At 58.0% G+C, this 17,290-nt stretch carries 18 protein-coding genes; 3 read left to right on the top strand and 15 right to left on the bottom strand.

What is annotated here, in order from left to right:
- Positions 1 to 33: 33 nt before the first annotated feature.
- The 3 genes from AC24GY_RS11275 to AC24GY_RS11265 form a co-directional block, all read right to left on the bottom strand.
- A complete protein-coding gene (locus AC24GY_RS11275) occupies positions 34 to 636 on the bottom strand; it encodes a hypothetical protein (RefSeq protein WP_487682863.1) in 603 nt (200 codons plus the stop codon).
- Positions 637 to 962: 326 nt separating this feature from the next.
- Positions 963 to 2,009 carry a Gfo/Idh/MocA family protein gene (locus AC24GY_RS11270; protein WP_487682861.1) on the bottom strand — a complete coding sequence of 349 codons (1,047 nt, stop codon included), beginning with the start codon at positions 2,007 to 2,009 and terminating at the stop codon, positions 963 to 965.
- 1 nt (position 2,010) lies between these two features.
- Complete coding sequence (locus AC24GY_RS11265; protein ID WP_422322955.1) at positions 2,011 to 3,162, bottom strand: LLM class flavin-dependent oxidoreductase; 1,152 nt, start codon at positions 3,160 to 3,162, stop codon at positions 2,011 to 2,013.
- Positions 3,163 to 3,230: 68 nt separating this feature from the next.
- Between AC24GY_RS11265 and AC24GY_RS11260 the strand changes: the two genes are divergently transcribed.
- Entirely contained in the window at positions 3,231 to 4,364 is a 1,134-nt protein-coding gene (locus tag AC24GY_RS11260; RefSeq protein WP_487682859.1) for an ROK family protein, read from the top strand.
- 78 nt (positions 4,365 to 4,442) lie between these two features.
- On the opposite strand, the gene AC24GY_RS11255 is transcribed toward AC24GY_RS11260, so the two are convergent.
- From AC24GY_RS11255 to AC24GY_RS11220, 8 genes are all read right to left on the bottom strand, one after another.
- Entirely contained in the window at positions 4,443 to 4,820 is a 378-nt protein-coding gene (locus AC24GY_RS11255) for a rhodanese-like domain-containing protein (protein ID WP_422322959.1), read from the bottom strand.
- A 284-nt stretch (positions 4,821 to 5,104) separates the two neighbouring features.
- Positions 5,105 to 6,550 carry a cardiolipin synthase gene (cls, locus tag AC24GY_RS11250; RefSeq protein WP_487682857.1) on the bottom strand — a complete coding sequence of 482 codons (1,446 nt, stop codon included), beginning with the start codon at positions 6,548 to 6,550 and terminating at the stop codon, positions 5,105 to 5,107.
- Positions 6,551 to 6,607: 57 nt separating this feature from the next.
- Positions 6,608 to 8,236, bottom strand: a complete 1,629-nt coding sequence (locus tag AC24GY_RS11245) for a PrsW family glutamic-type intramembrane protease (RefSeq protein ID WP_487682855.1) — start codon at positions 8,234 to 8,236, stop codon at positions 6,608 to 6,610.
- 7 nt (positions 8,237 to 8,243) lie between these two features.
- Positions 8,244 to 8,555: a hypothetical protein gene (locus AC24GY_RS11240; protein ID WP_487682853.1), complete on the bottom strand. Its 312-nt coding sequence runs from the start codon at positions 8,553 to 8,555 to the stop codon at positions 8,244 to 8,246.
- A gap of 14 nt (positions 8,556 to 8,569) precedes the next feature.
- Positions 8,570 to 9,043 (bottom strand): GNAT family N-acetyltransferase, encoded by a 474-nt coding sequence (locus AC24GY_RS11235; RefSeq protein WP_422320470.1) that lies wholly within the window; start codon positions 9,041 to 9,043, stop codon positions 8,570 to 8,572.
- 121 nt (positions 9,044 to 9,164) lie between these two features.
- Complete coding sequence (locus AC24GY_RS11230) at positions 9,165 to 11,696, bottom strand: O-antigen ligase family protein (RefSeq protein WP_487682851.1); 2,532 nt, start codon at positions 11,694 to 11,696, stop codon at positions 9,165 to 9,167.
- Complete coding sequence (locus AC24GY_RS11225) at positions 11,693 to 13,099, bottom strand: MraY family glycosyltransferase (protein WP_487683023.1); 1,407 nt, start codon at positions 13,097 to 13,099, stop codon at positions 11,693 to 11,695. The genes AC24GY_RS11230 and AC24GY_RS11225 overlap by 4 nt, the downstream gene beginning before the upstream one ends.
- A 61-nt stretch (positions 13,100 to 13,160) precedes the next feature.
- The gene (locus AC24GY_RS11220; RefSeq protein WP_487683027.1) at positions 13,161 to 13,439 is read right to left on the bottom strand and encodes a hypothetical protein; all 279 of its coding nucleotides are present in this window, start codon (positions 13,437 to 13,439) and stop codon (positions 13,161 to 13,163) included.
- Between AC24GY_RS11220 and mnmE the strand changes: the two genes are divergently transcribed.
- A complete protein-coding gene (mnmE, locus tag AC24GY_RS11215) occupies positions 13,369 to 14,655 on the top strand; it encodes a tRNA uridine-5-carboxymethylaminomethyl(34) synthesis GTPase MnmE (protein ID WP_487683021.1) in 1,287 nt (428 codons plus the stop codon). The genes AC24GY_RS11220 and mnmE overlap by 71 nt on opposite strands.
- A gap of 27 nt (positions 14,656 to 14,682) precedes the next feature.
- A complete protein-coding gene (locus AC24GY_RS11210; protein ID WP_487682849.1) occupies positions 14,683 to 15,567 on the top strand; it encodes a TIM barrel protein in 885 nt (294 codons plus the stop codon).
- Between the two features lie 97 nt (positions 15,568 to 15,664).
- Here AC24GY_RS11210 and rpmF read toward each other — a convergent pair whose 3' ends face one another.
- The 4 genes from rpmF to acpS are packed head-to-tail and all read right to left on the bottom strand — an operon-like array spanning position 15,665 to position 17,284.
- Entirely contained in the window at positions 15,665 to 15,853 is a 189-nt protein-coding gene (gene rpmF / locus AC24GY_RS11205) for a 50S ribosomal protein L32 (RefSeq protein WP_300203639.1), read from the bottom strand.
- Positions 15,854 to 15,880: 27 nt separating this feature from the next.
- Positions 15,881 to 16,360 (bottom strand): YceD family protein, encoded by a 480-nt coding sequence (locus tag AC24GY_RS11200; RefSeq protein ID WP_487682846.1) that lies wholly within the window; start codon positions 16,358 to 16,360, stop codon positions 15,881 to 15,883.
- A gap of 18 nt (positions 16,361 to 16,378) precedes the next feature.
- Positions 16,379 to 16,861 (bottom strand): pantetheine-phosphate adenylyltransferase, encoded by a 483-nt coding sequence (gene coaD, locus AC24GY_RS11195; RefSeq protein ID WP_422314734.1) that lies wholly within the window; start codon positions 16,859 to 16,861, stop codon positions 16,379 to 16,381.
- 51 nt (positions 16,862 to 16,912) lie between these two features.
- Positions 16,913 to 17,284, bottom strand: coding sequence for a holo-ACP synthase (gene acpS, locus AC24GY_RS11190; RefSeq protein WP_422314732.1), 372 nt, complete (start codon positions 17,282 to 17,284; stop codon positions 16,913 to 16,915).
- Positions 17,285 to 17,290 lie beyond the last annotated feature (6 nt).

Genomic DNA, 17,290 nt, shown 5'->3' with positions numbered 1-17,290 from the left:
GAGGAGTGCTGTCAAAAGCACCCTTGGCCGCACTTATTTCGCAGCGACGGGTTTCATCAGACCGGTGAGGGGATGATGAGTGATGGTGTTCCAGGCAATTTCTTGCAGCAGCTTGTTGAGCTTTGCCTTGTCTTCATCGCTCATGTCTTTGAGGGCTTTGAAGGCGTTTGGCACCGGCAGGCCTGCGGGGTTGCGGCGATAGATGACGGCGAAGTGGCAGTAGCTGGAGAGGATCTGAAGCGGCGCCAGCGCGTGGCCCCAGTTGTCGCGGAAGAGTTCGGCCTGGGTTTTCAATCCGGGTGCTTCGCCTTTGAGGATATTCTCACGCAATGTCACGGCCGCCATGCTTACTGGTACGATGAAAACGGACTGCTTTCCCAGCCGCTGGTTGATGCCCTGGACATAGTCCTCGATGTCCTTTGCGTAGCGCATGGTCGCATCGCGAAGTTTGGTGATGTCGGTGGCGTTTTGATCGGCCTTCTTTTTTGTGTCGAGAGGATAGACGGGGTTGTACTCATCACTCGGCATCCAGAACTCCTGCACGGTAATGCGCAGCGCGGGATTGTGCTCGATGCCGAGTTTTACAAACTGCTCGATGGCATCGTCCGGCAGCCAGATGGGGGAGATGGTGAGCACGTCAACCTTGCCCGTTTTCAGCACCTGCTTTACGGCGCTTTTTCCTCGGGCACGTCCCAATGCTTCTGCACCGTGGAGCCGCCGATGCTCGACAGGCCCACAGGCTGATGCGCCAGCCCGGCAGATTTTGCGATCTCGTCCACCTGCTTGTAGGTGAAGACATGAAAGCTGTGCCCTCAGGTGGCCACGCGCTGCCCAGTGGTGATCGGCGGCAGCAGGTCACCTGCGCGAACGGTGGATAGGGTCAGGCAAAAGGCGGCGAGAAGGAGCGAGGCTTTGGCTGCTAGAACGACCGTGAGACAAAAATCCACCCTCAAATCGGCTCTCTAAAATTTCAGCATTTCACCCACTGGCAGCGGTTTGTTCTGACGGATGGATTCCTCTGCCACGAGGCAAAGGCCGGCGCTCCAGAGACCGTCCATGCCTGATGCGATGGGCTTTTTGCCGGTGCGTACCATGTCGATGCATTGGGCGATTTCTTCGCGCAGTTCAAAGACTTCGCCGCTATGCTTTTCGAGCTTTACCGTTTCGAGATTTTCACCGTCGAAGACTTTGAGGAAGTATTCGGGTTCGAGGGTGCGATCAAGCGCGCCGCTCCAAGCGGCCCAGAGCGCGCCCTTGGTGCCGCTGACTTTGACGGTTTGGTGGTGCTCGAAGGCGGCGAGTGTTTGCGATACCACGGCGTAGCTGCCGTTGGCGTATTTGAACATGGCGCTGAAGTTGTCGAACAGCGTTGGCCGCTGGGGATCGCGGGAGTTCGCGTAGGCGTGGAGTTCCACGGGATCGCCGCTGCTTTCGAGGTACCAGCGGGCGAGGTCGAAGAAGTGGATGGGCTCTTCGAGAACCCAACTGCCGACGCGATTTTGATCATAGCGCCAGCCGCTGGCTCCCTGGCGGTAGGGTTTGCGGGAGAGTTCGACGAGGACGTACTGCGGATCGCCGATGGTGCCAGCGTCGATGATTTCTTTGATGCGGCCCCACTGGCTGGAAAGGCGCAGTTCGTGGCCGACGGCGAGATGGACGCCGTTCTGCTGAGCCCCGGCGACGATGGCTTTGCAGTCTTCCAAGGTGATGGCCATGGGTTTTTCCAGGAGGATGTGTTTGCCTTTCGCCATGGCGGCGAGGGCGATCTCTCGGTGCGTGTGGCTGGGGGTGACGACGTCGATGATGTCGAACTCGGACTGAGCGATCATTTCGAGGCTGTCCGCAAAGATCTGCGCCGTGGGGTAGAGCCTGCGCGCTTCCTCACGTGAGGCTTCTGAAGGCGCGGAAATGGCAACGAGGTGGGCGTCAGGATTTCCTGCGATGGACTGGGCGTGGAATTTGCCCCAGGCGCCGAAGCCGGCGAGAGCGAAGCGAACAGGCGAAGACATATCAATGGCGAGGAGCGGTGGTGAGCGGTGTGACGGGATCAGGAACGCGCCGACCCTGCACTTCATTCAGGCGGCATGCCGGCAGATGCGGCAGGACATGCTTGGCGAAGAGGTCGCACTCTTCGAGATGCGGGTAGCCGCTGAGGATGAAGGCACGCATGCCCATGTCCATGTAGCGGTTGAGCTTGGCGAGCACCTGTTCGGGATTGCCGACAATGGCACTGGCGCAGCCGCTGCGGGCGAGACCGATGCCGCTCCAGAGATGGGGCTCGATGTAGAGATCGGTACTCTGGGCGCGGAGCTCGTCCTGGCGCTTGACCCCGGCGCTCTGACTGTCTTGGGAACGTGCTTTGATCTCGGCCCCTTTTTCGGCAGTGAGTTTGGAAATGAGACGGTCTGCTGCGGCGCGGGCCTCGGCTTCGGTTTCGCGGACGATGACATGGGCACGGAAGCCGAAGTCGATTTTGCGACCGTAGCTGGTGGCTTTTTCGGACATAACGCGCATGGTTTCGGCAATGCGGTCCTCCGTCTCGGGCCACATGAGGAAGACATCACAGTGTTTGGCGCACAAATCCTGGGCTGCAGGCGAGATGCCGCCGAAGTAGAGCAGGGGGCCGCCGTTTTGCTGGTAGGGCTTGGCGGGCTCGGTGGTGGGCAGGCTGATGTTGTAGAAGTCGCCTTTCCATTCAAACGGGCCGTCGGTGCGCCACAGCCCCTGCAGGATCTGGATGATCTCGCTGGCACGGGCGTAGCGGACTTCATTGCTCTCCTTGATGCCAGGCATGTCAGAGGAGATGATGTTGATGCATAGACGGCCTTTGGCGATGTGATCGACGGTGGCGAGCGCCCGTGCGAGCATGGGGGGCCAGACTTCGCCCATGCGCAGGGCGACGAGCTGATTGATCTGCGTGGTGAGCGGCGCCATGGCGGCGGCAAAAGCCAAGGCGTCCTGTCCGGCGATCCAGCCGGAGGGAAGGAGGATATTCTGGTAGCCGAGAGCGTCGGCTTTTTTGACGATGTCGCCGCAGTGTTCGAAGTTGGAGCGGATGGAGCCATCTGGAATGCCGAGGAATTTGTAATCGTCGGAGCAAAGTGCGGCAAACCAAGCTACTTCACACTTGCGATCAGGGGTGCGAATGGGTAAGTCACTCATGAGAAGATTTTTGACGGGAGGACATTGATCCTGCTGGACAGGGAGAGATCAACAGGCTTTTTATTCGAATGCGAAAAAACCCAATAGTCCAACGTGAAACGCTAGGGGCTGCTGTGCTGCAGGTTCGCAGCGGGCGTGCGACCTCGCGTACGACTCTGGCCAAGGCATTAGGAATTTCGCCTTCGACGACCGGGTTGTATGTGGATCATTTGATCGCCGAAAAGTACCTGAATGAATCGGGCTTGAACCAAGGGCCGATGGGCCGTCCCCGGCGCATTTTGAGTACGCAAGCGGAAGCGGGCTGGTTTGCCGGCTTGGAATTTAATGCCCAGCGCATTCAGGCCGTGGGCGTGGATTTTTCCGGCAGCGTGAAGATGACCTTGGAGCTGCCCTTGCCTGTAGATGTGTTGGCAGATCAGGTGATCAAGTCGATTCTCACCTGCGTGGCCCGGTTGGCCGAGGCGATGCAAGGTCCGCTGCTTTCGGTTGGTCTGGGAGTTCCCGGGCTGGTGGATGCGCATGCAGGTGTGGGGTTGTATTATGCATTCATCCCTGATTGGAATCGGGTGCCGGTGGCTGATGAGATCGGATCCAAATTGAAAGTTCCTGTCATTTTGCAGAACAACCTGAGGGCGATTGCGCTGGCTGAGCGTTGGTTCGGTCTCGGACATGGCTTGAATGATTATGTGATCCTCGGACCTCGGAGTGGTTTTGGCGTCGCCATCGTTCAGGACGGCAAAGTGATCGAAGGTTCGAATCATGCCGCCGGAGAGGTGGGGCGCTGGCCGTGGCCCTTGATGGGAGGAGCGGGTGACGGCAAGGAATTGCACCATGCGCTGAGCGCCCCCGCGACATGGCGGAGGCTGGCAGGAGTGGATGGGCTGGCAACGCTGCCTGAAGATCTGCGCGCAGGTCTCGCGGCTGTTTCTGATTCAGCAGGGCCGGAATGGGAAGCCGTGTGTGCCGACTACGCACGAGTGATTGGCTTGTTGCATATGATCATCGACACCGGGGTTTTCATCCTTCATGGCCCCTTGACGATGCTGGGGGAGCGTTTTTGCCAATCGGTTACAGATACCGCATGCGCGCTGATGCCTGCTTTGCGTGGGGGAGGACTGAAAATCGTGCCTTCGACGCTGGGTGATAATGCAGGTGCCCTCGGGGCGGCGAGTCTGGCCATGGAGGCTTGGTCTCCTGCCTGAGCATTCCGGCTGCGGGCACAAAAAACCGGGTGGCAGGATTGGTTCCCGCACACCCGGTGAGTGGAGTCTCTTGAAGTATTACTTCTCCAGAGGTTCTTTGGCGGCCTTCCAGCCGGAGATGCCAGCGGAGAGGTGTTTCACGTTCGTGTAGCCGAGCTGGCTGGCGGCGTTGGCTGCGGCCTTGTAGGCGCTGCAGGCAGGACCACCACAGTAGGCGACGACGAGAGCACCCTTGTCAGCAGGCAGGGCGCTGGCGAGGTTGGAGCCCTGGGTTGCGAAGTCGATGGCGGTTGGCACATGGCCTGCCTTATAGGAGGCGGCGCCGTTCACGTCGATGACGGTGACTTTCTTGTCAGCGATGGCCTTCTTGAGATCGGCAATGCTGATGTCCGGGAACTCGGCTGCGAAACCGGCGGAGGCGACGAGGGCGAAGACGAGTGCGATGAGTTTCTTCATGATTGGATTTGGGTGGGTTGAGTTGAGTGGTGCGCGTTAGACTGTGCGCGGCAGCGGCCCCGTTTTCCGGGGCAAAGGTTTCAGGTTCGAGAGTATGATGACATCATGCGTGCGAGTGAGATGCAGGAGCCGGCGGGTTTATTCCCGAAAAAAAACAAATTCTGACCTGCTGCGGCAGCGGCTGGAGCAGGGGAGGCGTGGGGGAAACCTGGGAGACATCATGGCAGGCTGTAGATTACAACGTTCCTAGATACGGTTGGTTTTGCCAAAAGATTCAAAAGTTCTTAGAGTGCTGGAATGAAGAGGCGCGCAAAGCCGTTGCGCAGGCGATGCAGGACCGGCGCATTTTCCAGCATCTCGTGTGTGATTTCACGGCTGTGGGCCAGCTTGGCATCCATCTCCGCCGCGAGCCGCTGGCATAGTTCAGCGTCGTGGCAGGCGAGGTTGAATTCAAAGTTCAGGCGCAGGCTGCGTGGATCCCAGTTGGTGGACCCAAGGAAGGACCACACTCCATCGATGAGGAACAATTTGGAGTGATCAAACGGCGGGGGGGATTCAAAGATGCGGCAGCCCACCGACAGCAGATCGGGATACAAGGTCTGTGCAGCCCATCCTACGAATGGGATGTTGTTCTCCGCCGGTGTGAGGATCGTCACTTTCACGCCACGTACAGCACACAGGCGCAGCGCCGCCATGAGAACTGCGTTGGGAAGAAAGTAGGGGGTAACGATCTTCACCTCTTCACGCGCGGCATTGAGCGCGGCGAAAAATGCAGCAGGCATCACTTCCATGTCCTCGTCGGGACCATCGACAATACCAATGGCGGTCGTGCTGCCCGTGGCGGCCAGATCAGGGAACCACAGCGGTCCTTCCAAGGATTCACCCGTGCAAAAGGACCAGTCTTCGGCGAACACCCGCTGAATTTGCGCCACGCATGGCCCGGTGACAGCAAAGTGCAGATCAAGAACTGCGTGCTTCGGCTTGCGGGCGACCATGTTTCCTTCGCGGATGTTCATTCCACCGGTGAAGGCCGTCTTGCCGTCAACCACCAGGATCTTGCGGTGATTGCGCAGGTTCATGGTGATCAGACGCAGGACCAGCCGGCTGGGCATGAAGCGGCGTGCAGTGACTCCGGCTTTCGCCAGGGACTCAACCACTGGCGGCCAGGAGTAGCGTGTGCCGGCGTCATCCACCATGACACGCACCTGCACGCCGCGCTTAACTGCCAGGGAGAGCTCACTTATAAAGTCTGCGCCGATGCCGGTGGCTTCAAAGATGTAGCTGGCCAGCGTGATGCTTTGTTGCGCTCCACGGATCGCCTCCAGCATGCGCGGCATCGCCTCGTCGCCATTATGGAGGATATCGAGGTGGTTTCCCAGCATGTGGCTGAAGCGCGAGATGCGGTCCAGCGTGCGTGCCAGCTGCTGGTGCTCCTGCATGGCACAGCTGTCAGTGGCAGTGACGGGCAGCGGCTGATCTGGCACCGGATCACGCCATGGTTCATTGATGCCGCTGCGGTAGCGCCGGCCGCTGCGACGCAGAATATTGATACCCAGCAAAAGGTACAGCAGGGGGCCGATCAGTGGTGTGAAGACCACCAGTGCCGTCCAAAATGCTGCAGAACGGTAGTCGCGATGCCGCAGGAGCAGATGAATCAGCGCAATGACGGAGCCGACGATCGACGCAATCGCCAGCACCACCGTCCAGAAATTGTGTTCAAACCAAGTCATGGCGCAGCATGCGCGATTCATGAAGAAGTGCAAAGCACAACCCCGACTCGGGGAGTTTCAGGCATGCTCAAACTTCCGCCAATACAGCAATGCAATCGGGATCATGCTAAGGCATTCCTGACCGGCCTTGGCGACGCCTGCCATGGTGTGCGTGCTCCATGCGCCAAGGATGAGGGAGATGGCTATCAAAACGGCGGAGCCAAAGGTGAAGACGGCCCGTGGTGCGATGGTGAGATGCACGGGGCGGGTTTCCTCACCGAGGAGATCAATGAAACGTGCGGCGCAGAGAATGAGCACAATGACGGAAAGCCAGCCGTTGTCATCAAGCCTGCCGGGAGAGAGGTAGTCGTAGGCACCGTGAGCAATGACGGCCAGCAGGAAGGTGGCGATGAATTCATCAGCACGGGCGAAGCGGGTGAGCAGCATGCGGTAGAGGCTGTGTGCGCAGATGCCGGTGAGGGAAATATGGAGGAAATTGGCGGATAGGAAACGCGTCCAGGCGACGCTGCCGCCGAAATTCTGGTAGTAGCCGATGTTTTCCTCCAGCGAAAACCCCAGTCCAACAAAAGCACCCGTGAGCAGTGCCAGACCCGGCGTGCGACGCCACATCAACCATGGCAGGAAAAGTGAGAAGAGCAGAAGCTTGCAGCCTTCTTCGCGCAGTCCGACTCCCGCGATGTAGTAGATCAAATCATGAGGAAAGGGGGCGGCAGCGGTCATGCCCTGATGGAACTCCTGATAGGCGAGAATGGTGAGCGTGGGCCAAACGCTGGCCACTCCGGCCATGAGGGCGACGATGGGGCGCGCCCAGCGCCAGCGTTCGCGGTCACTGTGCTGCACCAGGATGAAGTACCACAGAGCGGCCGCGAAGAAAGCGAGGCCGAGCATGCCATAGGGGATTTCATCGAGACGATGACGAAAAAGGCCATGCCACTGCATCCAAACATCGCCCAGAAGTGAACCTGCATGGTGCTGGAGCAAGGGAGGGCAATGCTCGATCCATCCGGGCTGGGCAGCAAGGGTGCGCAGGAACTTAATGTCATGCTGTGTGACAGCCAGGTGGAGTGCCTCTTCACGCGAGGTGGTGGCATCCGCAAAGTGAAGGCCTTCGGTGTAAAATGCCTCCATGGCCGCCGGGATGTTGTTGCGGCGCTTCTGTACGCTGCCGAGAAGCTCTGCGGCGAGCATTTCAGGCGGCAAGGCCCGGGCATTTTGCTCGAGCTGCTGCTGCGCTGCCGGATCTCCGGCGAGTGCTGCGGCAAGAAAATTCTGGAACAAACCTGCCGGGGCATCTGTGGTGGCATGCTGCTGGATGAGTTGCGCCACATCATAGCCGCCAAGCTTGCCAGTCTGAATGAACATGGGAAACACAGACTCGTCGTTTTCCTCCTCGATCTGCGGGAGTTGGGCGAGAAGCATGCGCAGCCAGAGGGCGAACTGGCGCGGCTGCGGGGTGGTTTCATGCCGCAGGCGGTTAAACTCTTCATGCAAGCGGCTTAATGCGGAGAGGTCGGCTTGACTCTGTTTGGGCTCCCCCTGGCTGACATCGCCGATCACGATCACACAGGCGATGATCATGCCTGTGGCGGTGATGCTGGCGGCGGTGCGCAGCAAAAAGCGACGATTGCGCGTGAGGTAGTGGGTGCGCGCACGCCAGCCATGAAAAAGAGAACGCTTCTCGCTCATGCTGCATTCAAGGGTCCACTTTCTTCCACCAATCAGGGGTCTGCTCCCAAGGAGCACGCGTTTCAGTCTCTACCTCTGGCATTGTCGTGCGGGCTTCGACTTCAGATTCATCCTCGAGTTCCATGAGCAGTTTGATATGCGGCTCCGGCTTTGTGGTGCGCCGCCAAATAAGCCAGGCCCACATGGCAAATGCGCCCAGCAGAAACAGCAGAGTGCCAAGGGTGAAGAGTACAAACCAGTCGGAGGCCTCCACCCACTCACGTGACACCTTCATCGTGGCGCCTTCGGGCCGGGGGAGGAAGGCGAGAAACGCGTGCATAGGGAGAGACTGCTTTAGGGTTCGTTAAAGACGAGGCGCATCGGGATCATCTTGGAAAACTGGAAGCCGTGCTGCTGAAAGAAGGACTGCGAGTCTGCGCTGATGCGATCGGTCAGCAGGGTGATACGGCGGAAGTGTTTTTCCCGCGCGAATTCGATGGCGTGATCCAGAAGGCGTCCTCCATATCCCTGACGACGATGCTGCGGATGCACAATGACGTCCTCCATGATGAGGACCAGGCCACCTTCCGCCGTGCTGATGGTGAAGAGCAGGTTGATCATGCCGATGACCTTGTGTTCTGTGCGCAGCACAAAGATGCGGCCGCGGTTGGGCTGCTCCAGAATGAGGCGCAGGCCGTGCTCCTGCTTGGAGCGGTCCGGCTTGAAATCCTCTTCTTCACTGAACAAGGCAAGAAGCAGTTCCACCAACTGGGGCAGGTCTTCGATGGTTGCCGGTTCGATATGGGGCTCAATGTCGTTGGCGGGCATAATTTACAGAATAACGGGCTCGTGGACAAAGGCAATGCGTTCGATGCATCGACTTCGGCAAGCTGCTCAATCTGCCCCAAAATGAAGCAGATTTTATCCAATGCCTTCAGTCTGCCCTTGCCTATGTCTTTTGCATGGCCTCCCGCAGGTTTTCCCAGGCACGGCGAAAATCCTGTTTCATCATGTAAAGTGTGGCGATTTCCTGGCGGACGTACGCAGGGGCATTGGGGAATGCGGCCACTTTTTCCAGAGTACGCAGGGCGCCGTCAATGTCGCCCTGTGTCTTTTGAGCTTGGAATAAATCAATGCCACTTCTGGCATCGGTTGGATTGTAGAGCAGGGCGCGCTCCAAGGCTGGGATGTTGCTGCTGGTTCCTGGTGCAGTGCGAATGACCGAGGGGAGATAGGGGATGGCTGTCTGACACGCGCGCTGGAAATCTGAATTGCGAGCGTAGTGTTCCGCGAGGGTACGCCAGCCATCCTCCTGCCATTTGCGGTTGGTTTCCAGAGCAATAATGAGCGCTTCTTGATTGCCATACTGGTACCACATGCTGAAAAGGTTCTTCCTTTGCTCTGGATCCAAACCCCTTAGGTCTGGTTGTTGAGCCAGCAGGCTTTTCAAGCAGCGGTCGAATTCATCGCGCGTCTGAACACTTTTCAGGAACTCGAATTTCAACTCCGAAGTTGTGGCCAGTGTCCAGAGCGGTTCGCGCAGTCCGGGGTGCTGGTAGGAATAATTGAGCATTTGGCGGTAATAGCCATACTCACCGGGTGCCGCCTCCGGATAGCGGCGCAGAAACTCGCGCCAGCCGACGACTGCGTACTGAGGGTCGAAATCGAGCCAGAAAAGGCCTTCGGTGTAGCAGGTCAGTGCGTAAGTCGGATCGAGCACACGCGAACGAGAGAAATCCAGCAAAGCCGCTTCTTTCGGCTGGCCGAGACGAAGGCGCAGACACGCCCTTTCGTAGTAGTAGCGAAAATCCATCGGCGCCATTTCAATGGCCTGATCCATGAGCGGCAGCGCGCCTGCAGGAGAACCGGAGTCAGCCAGTTTTCCCGCCCGGCTTCGCAATGCATTCGCCGCACTCGAGCCCGGCAAAACCGGATGTCCCAGCGCAATGGCCGTCCAAGCCGCACCCAGTGCCAGCAGCATCACTCCGCCCAGCCGGAAGGCCAGACGCTGTGGCATGCCGGATGCGTTTGGCAATCTGCGTGGTCGAATCGCGATTCCCGCCAGCAAGGCCATGAAGAGCGCATAGCCGAGACCATGATTGGGCACATCACCCAGTCCATGGATGGCTCCAAGACCGAAGACGATGGCGGCAGCATTGCGCAGACGACGATCCTGCATGCCTGATTTGCGTTTCTTTTTCTTGCCATACCAGGGGCCGGTGGACACAAAAATCCAAAACAGCACCAGCATGGCGGGCAGCAGGGTCAGCAATCCGCCCTCAGCCAGGAGCCAGAGCAGGTCGCTCTCAGGATGGATGAAGCGGCGTATGTGCTCGGACATGCCGGAAAATTGTGGAAACACAGCAGCGAAATTTCCCAGCCCGATGCCAGTCCAAGGGGAATCCAGGGACATCTTGAGAGTTTCCACAAACAGGGAGCCTCGGTTGCTGTCTGAAACAAAATCTACGAGGCCTCCTTCAGTAAGCCGCTTGGATACATTCCCTCCGGACATGACCAGCAATGAGGAAATAATGAAGATGAGAGAAGTGGAAACGGCCAGTTTCTGAAAGAAACCACGCCGCATCGCAATGGTGCCAAACCAAGCTGTCATACCAAGAAACAGCAAAATCAGACCTGCGCGCGAACTGTTCATGTAAAGGCAGATAAGAGGAGGGATGAACCCCAGCAAACATGGGATCCACAAACGTGATTTGCGCCGATGAGCATCAAAGCCGGTTGCAGCACAGAGGACGCATGTCATGGCGGCGATGCTGCTGATGTGATTACGATTGGCAAAGGGGCCAAATGCATTGCCCCATTCCAAAGGATTGCGCGGCCACCAGGGAATGTGGATCACTCTCGTGCCTTCTAAGATGGAGAGCAAACAAAGCAGGATTCCACCAAAGGTGAGGATTTGGATCATGGCCCGACGTTGGCGGTCTGAAAACCCCCGGGTCAGACACCAGGCCAGCCAGGCAATGCAGGTGGCAAAAAAGAGCCAGGCCTCCATCGTTACGGCGGCCTGAGGAGTCAGTGTTTTGGACAGATGGATGTCCCAGTCCTGAACCAAGGTGGTCTGCCATGCTGGAGACTTGAACAGCCAGTTTGACGGTAGAAAGGAGAGCAACGGAGCGAGCACAGCCCCCAGCAGGCCGAACAACGCTATCGGCGGTAGTTTGCGCTTGGGCGCAAAGAAGATCAACACCAGGGCCAGCAGAAGAGTGATGCTTCCTTTGGACCAAGCTTCGCGCCCTGCGCCGAACATGCAGGCAGCAACAGGCAGTAAGGCAAAGACATATCCCTGCCATGCGGGACCGGGGACATCATAGCTGCGCTCTTGAGCCGTGGTGCCATCGTCTTCAAAGTCGTCTTCCTGCAAGTCACCCATCCGAGGTGCTGAATCCACCTCTTCGACTTCATCTCCGGCAAGCTGTGGAAGTTTTTTCACTGGCTCTTCAAACTGGTCGGACTCTTTGTTCATGTAGTGACTGAGAGCGGGAGATTGGGGGGCGCTGCAGCAGATTCGATTTCATTGCTGGAGGGTAGAGACTTCCATTTCTCCAGGCAGCGTTCGAGTGCAGGCAGCAGCACATCAAGACGGAGATGCCATTCAGCAAGATCGGTGGAATCCACAGGACGATGGATGGTAAAATGCCTGCCCCCTCCCAGTGCCAAAATTTCTGGCTGACTGCCGGTTTGAGGGTGCATGCTCAAGCCCATGCGTTCCAGCCCGTGCTGAAACAAGATGGCAAAGCTTGGCAGGTCAGCGCAGCGCTCCACCTCAAAATCCAGCACGCGTCCGTAGGCACGAAAGAATTCCCGCTGCCTGCGCCGCTCCATCGTTTCGTTGATTTGAGCGCGGAAATTGGACCAGCTCCGAATGTATCCCAGATAGCGGGCTGCACCCAGAGCCAGCAAGAATAAAATGGCACCGACCATTGGCAGCGCGATGCCCTTGATCATCAAAATGCTCAATCCCACCAAGCTCAGAGCGAGACAGACGGCATACATGGCGGCAAGCGCACCACCCTTGCTGTAGCCAAGCAGAATCAGCCGATGATGGATGTGTTCAGCATCCGCGTTGAAGATGGAAACTCCCCGGATGGCTCTTCGAATGATGGCAAACAGGGTGTCCAAAATCGGCACCCCAAGGGCAATAATGATGACCAGCAGCGCGCCGATGATCGATCCTTTGTTCGAAGTGAAGAGGGAGACTGAAGCGATAAAAAAACCGATCAAATAAGCTCCTCCATCACCCAGGAATATCCTGGCAGGAGGAAGATTAAAAATCAAAAATCCTCCCAGTGCGCCGGCCATTGCCAGCGAGACAACCAGGACGTCGGGCTGGCCGCTGTAATAGCCCAGAAATGCCAGGGTCAGGCTAAGAAACAGGCCGAAGCCGCCCGCCAGCCCGTCCATTCCGTCGATGAGGTTGACGATGTTGGGGATGCTCACCAGCCAGAGCAATGTCAAAGGCAGGCTCCACCATCCCAGAGAAACTGACCCCTCTCCGAACGGATTGCTGAGAATGTCGATCGAAACCCCCAGGGAATACAAAATCAACGCCGTACCGATCTGGCCAATCAGCTTCACTTTGGCGCCTAGAGGTTTAAGATCGTCCACGAAGCCCACGCTGAAAATCAAGGCATTGCAAATCGCCACCGGCAGCCAGCGAGTCCAGCCAAGTCCGCCAATGTAGCCTGCCACCAGCGAGGCCAGACCCACGGCCAGGAAAATGGGGGCGCCACCGAGTCGCGAGATCGCCTTCTCATGCAGTTTGCGGCGGGTGTCTGGTTCATCCAGCCCGATTTGTCCACCACGATGCAATATCCACCATGTGCCAAGCGAGGCCACCAGCAAGGCACCGCCAAAATAACAGGCCATTTCCAGCCATGAAACATGCCGCGGAGCCCATGGGCCCATGGCGGTGTATTGAATGGCAGGTTCAAACATGCGTGACTGGAGATTCTAGTTGGAAAGCGGCCAGCATAAGCGTTGCCCAATCAGGGATCAAGACTTCAGCGTTGAAGAAGTCTTTTGTTGCAACTTCCTGGAACGCTTCTTGAACTTCTGCCGCGCACCCCTCACCATCGCCAATGCTTAACGACACTATCGCTGCCATTTCGACCGCCTTGGGAGAGGCTGCAATCAGTGTGGTGCGCGTTTCCGGCCCGCAGGCGCTGCAAATCGCTGCCCGGGTCGCCCGATTGCCAGTGAAGGTCATGCCAAGAATGGCGCATCTCGCTCCCATTGTGGACGCAGACGGAGGTGATCTGGATCATGGATTGCTGCTCTACTTCAAGGGGCCCGCAAGTTACACGGGTGAAGACGTCATCGAATTCCATGGCCACGGTGGCGTTCTTGTCACCCAGCGTGTTCTGGACCGTTGGCTTGCGTGTGGGGCGCGAGCCGCTGATCCCGGTGAGTTTACCCAGCGTGCCTTTTTGAACGGCAAAATGGACCTTACGCAAGCCGAGGCCGTGATGGATTTGATTCATGCGCAAAGCACGCTCGCCCTCCGTGCTGCCAATGAGCAGCTTGGCGGTGCTATCGGCCGTGAAGCTACAGCCATGCAGCAGGAGATCATTCCAGTGCTCGCCCATATCGAGGCCTACATCGATTTTCCAGAGGAAGACATCTCGCCCGAAACGGGGGCCGATCTGCTGCGTCGTATCGATGCCGTGCTCGGGCGCGCGCAAAAACTCATCGCGACTTCCGAGCAGGGGCGCATCCTGCGGCATGGTGCACGGACAGTGATCTCAGGCGCTCCCAATGTTGGTAAAAGCAGCCTGCTGAATGTCCTGCTGGGGTTTGAGCGTGCCATCGTGAGTCCCACCGCAGGAACTACCCGCGACACCATTGAAGAAATCATCCAGGTCCATGGCATCCCGCTGCGCCTCGTGGATACCGCCGGTCTGCGTGAGGCCGGCGACGACATCGAACGCGTTGGCATTCAGCGAACTGAGCGTGAATTGGAACGAGCCGACCTCGTGATTGAAGTTGTTGATGGCAGTCGTGCATCGAGTGGGTCCCGACTGGTGCTCTCGCCCGAAGTTGCCCGCCGCCGCATTCTCATCCTCAACAAAAGCGATCTGGGCATTCATGCTGATTGGAACGGCGAGCCTGGGGCCATCCCGCTGTCCTGTCTGACAGGTGACGGCATTGAACCGCTGCGCGATGCCATCCGCGATGTCATTGCCACGGCGGGGCCGCTCGCTGCGGATCATCCCATCGCCATTAATGCACGGCACAAGGCTGCCTTCGAACGCAGTGCAGAGCGTCTCCTGGCCGCCAGGGCGGCTCTGGAACACAATGAGGCTCCCGAATTCATCGCCCTTGAGATTCGTGAGGCGCTCCAGGCCCTTGGCGACGTCATTGGCCAGGTCGATGTCGAACGCATCCTGGATGTCATCTTCTCCACCTTCTGCATAGGAAAGTGATCCTGGCACCGTTTGACTTCTCCAACCATGAACCGTCGTCATTTCTTCGCCTCAGCTCTTGCTGCCACCGCTGCTTCACGTCTCAGCGCTCAATCCATCGATAAAGCGGCGGCTGATCCTGCCTACGTCATCAAAAACCACGGCATCAAGCACACCGTCATGGGCTGGTGTTTCAAACCCATGGACACGATGGTTCTGGCCAAGCACTGCAAGAACATTGGCCTTGTCGGCATGGAGGGCATCGACAGCAAGTACTACCCTGATGTGAAGGCCCTCGGCCTCGACATCTCACTCGTCGGAAGCCACGGCTTCGCCAAAGGGCCATGCAATCCCGAATTCCGGGATGAGGTCGTCACCAAGCTGACCGATTCCATCAACCTCGCCGCCGATGTCGGCAGCAAAAAGGTCATCACCTTCACGGGCATGAAGTTTGAGGGAATGGACCGCGACCAGGCTATCCATTCATGTCTCGATGTCTGGAAGCATGTGCTGCCGCTCGCCGAAAAGAAAGGCATCACGCTGGTTTTGGAGCACCTGAACTCCCGCGACAGCTCCCATCCGATGAAGGGGCACCCCGGCTACTTCGGCGATGACGTGGACTTTTGCGTCGATCTTATCAAAAACATCGGCAGTCCCAACTTCAAGCTGCTCTTCGACATCTATCACGTCAGCATCATGAACGGAGACATCATCCGCCGCTTGCGTCTCCATCAGGACTACATCGGCCATGTTCACACTGCTGGAAATCCTGGCCGCTGCGAGCTCGACGAGCATCAGGAGATCAACTACCCCGCCGTCATGCAGGCGCTGCTCGAAATCGGCTACCACGACTTCGTCGCTCACGAATTCATCCCCACCTGGGACGATCCGATTCTGGCGCTGCGCCACGCCGCGATGGTGTGTGATGTATGATTCCTAGGCAGCCTGTAAAAGCTGCCAGGTGAGAACAAACGAAAAAACCCCGCCGAGTGAAACTCGGCGGGGTTGGAAATAGATTAACGAGATGGGATCAGGCTTCGCCAGCGACCTTGCTGATCACCTGACGACCGCGGTAGTATCCGCAGGAGGGGCAGGCGACGTGGCCAGGGACTGAGGTGCCGCATTCTGGGCAGCTCTTGAGGGTGGGCGCCTTCCAGCGGTTTGCGCCTTGACGCATGCGTTGGCGGCTCTTGGATTGTCTGCGCTTCGGATTGGCCATGAGAGTATCGAGGTGGGGTCTGTTCTTCTAATTTAACTTGTTCAAAGCTTCCCATACACCCGGACCCGCACTTTGAGGCTCGTCGGGAGCTGTTTCCAGCACCGGTTCAAACCTGCCTTCGGCGGGACACTGACGAGGATGGACATTGCCAGCATCGCAGCGTGGGTAGCTCGGAAGGGCAAGCAGAGTATCTTCCCGTACCGTATCCGTCAAGTTGATCGTTTCATCCTTTGCAATCTCGACTTCGGAATTGTAGTCGGGCAGATCGACTTTGTAGTCGAAGCGTTCCATGCAGGTGCCGCATTCCAGGCTGAAAGTGGCCTCCAACTTACCGCTGATGAGAAGCTCGCTGCCGTCACGCTCGACGTGGAGGTCATATTTCAACGGGGAAATGGCCTGAATGGAGTCTTTGGGGTCGAGGTCAAAGAAAGCCGGCAGTTCCTGCCCGGAGATGTCCTTGCCGCCATCGGGCAGGGTGCGAAGGTCAATGAAAAAGGGACGGTGCATAAGGGGATTGGGGAAAAATCAGGCCTTTTGTAATTTGTTGCAGAGGGCTGCCACGACATTGGGCGGAACGAACTGCTCGATGTGACCGCCGAGCCGGCAGATTTCCTTGACCAGCCGGCTGCTGATGTAGGTGTATTCTTCGCGGGGCATGAGAAAGAGTGTTTCGAGATTGGGCTCTAACTTACGGTTCATGAGGGCAAGTTGGAACTCGAATTCAAAGTCCGACACCGCGCGCAGACCACGCACGAGGGCGCAGGCCTGATGCTTGCGGGCGAAATTAACCAGCAGACCATCGAAGGGCATGACCTCGATGCCAGGAATCTCGGCGGCGGCGTTGCGGATGAGTTCGACACGTTCTTCGACGGTGAAGAGGCTCTCTTTGGCATTGTCGCGTGCAACGGCAATGATGAGATTGTCAAAAATACCGGCTGCACGCTGCAAGACGTCGAGGTGGCCGTTGGTGATGGGGTCAAAGCTGCCCGGATAGATCGCGCGTCGCATGTGGATGAAGGCCGATTGTAGCGGCTGGGAAGGGGAGTGAAAAGCAAAAGCTCACGCGAGCAACACCTGCGCCATGGCCAGCTCGCGTGTATGAGTGAGACTGACGAGGCAGGTGGCTTCACCGGCGTGCTGTTTGGCAGCGCCGTGCAGGAGGACGGAGGGTTTGCCGTTGGCTGCACGCACGACCTCGATGTCGGTCCAATTCACGCCTTCCGCCCATATGCCAGTGCCAAGTGCTTTGGCCACCGCTTCTTTGGCGGCAAAACGTGCGGCGTAATTCATGGCGGGCTCGGCGCAGGAATCACAGTAAGCGATTTCGCCAGCGGTGAAGGTGCGCTCTTTGAAGCGCTGGCCGTGCCGCTCCAGCATCTCGCGGATACGGGACACTTCCACGAGATCAATGCCGATGCCGGTGGCTTTCATGTGGGA

The organism is Prosthecobacter sp. Pr1 (assembly GCF_057652315.1).
Note: the sequence above shows the minus strand (reverse complement) of the source record. Positions and strands in the feature narration are given on the sequence as shown.

Excerpts from the sequence above, each read along its gene's own strand:
- AC24GY_RS11270 (WP_487682861.1), bottom strand. The coding sequence starts at position 2,009 with ATGTCTTCGCCTGTTCGCTTCGCTCTCGCCGGCTTCGGCGCCTGGGGC.
- AC24GY_RS11265 (WP_422322955.1), bottom strand. The coding sequence starts at position 3,162 with ATGAGTGACTTACCCATTCGCACCCCTGATCGCAAGTGTGAAGTAGCT.
- AC24GY_RS11260 (WP_487682859.1), top strand. The coding sequence starts at position 3,231 with ATGCGAAAAAACCCAATAGTCCAACGTGAAACGCTAGGGGCTGCTGTG.
- AC24GY_RS11255 (WP_422322959.1), bottom strand. The coding sequence starts at position 4,820 with ATGAAGAAACTCATCGCACTCGTCTTCGCCCTCGTCGCCTCCGCCGGT.
- cls (WP_487682857.1), bottom strand. The coding sequence starts at position 6,550 with ATGACTTGGTTTGAACACAATTTCTGGACGGTGGTGCTGGCGATTGCG.
- AC24GY_RS11245 (WP_487682855.1), bottom strand. The coding sequence starts at position 8,236 with ATGAGCGAGAAGCGTTCTCTTTTTCATGGCTGGCGTGCGCGCACCCAC.
- AC24GY_RS11240 (WP_487682853.1), bottom strand. The coding sequence starts at position 8,555 with ATGCACGCGTTTCTCGCCTTCCTCCCCCGGCCCGAAGGCGCCACGATG.
- AC24GY_RS11235 (WP_422320470.1), bottom strand. The coding sequence starts at position 9,043 with ATGCCCGCCAACGACATTGAGCCCCATATCGAACCGGCAACCATCGAA.
- AC24GY_RS11230 (WP_487682851.1), bottom strand. The coding sequence starts at position 11,696 with ATGAACAAAGAGTCCGACCAGTTTGAAGAGCCAGTGAAAAAACTTCCA.
- AC24GY_RS11225 (WP_487683023.1), bottom strand. The coding sequence starts at position 13,099 with ATGGCCTGTTATTTTGGCGGTGCCTTGCTGGTGGCCTCGCTTGGCACA.
- AC24GY_RS11220 (WP_487683027.1), bottom strand. The coding sequence starts at position 13,439 with ATGACCTTCACTGGCAATCGGGCGACCCGGGCAGCGATTTGCAGCGCC.
- AC24GY_RS11210 (WP_487682849.1), top strand. The coding sequence starts at position 14,683 with ATGAACCGTCGTCATTTCTTCGCCTCAGCTCTTGCTGCCACCGCTGCT.
- rpmF (WP_300203639.1), bottom strand. The coding sequence starts at position 15,853 with ATGGCCAATCCGAAGCGCAGACAATCCAAGAGCCGCCAACGCATGCGT.
- AC24GY_RS11200 (WP_487682846.1), bottom strand. The coding sequence starts at position 16,360 with ATGCACCGTCCCTTTTTCATTGACCTTCGCACCCTGCCCGATGGCGGC.
- coaD (WP_422314734.1), bottom strand. The coding sequence starts at position 16,861 with ATGCGACGCGCGATCTATCCGGGCAGCTTTGACCCCATCACCAACGGC.
- acpS (WP_422314732.1), bottom strand. The coding sequence starts at position 17,284 with ATGAAAGCCACCGGCATCGGCATTGATCTCGTGGAAGTGTCCCGTATC.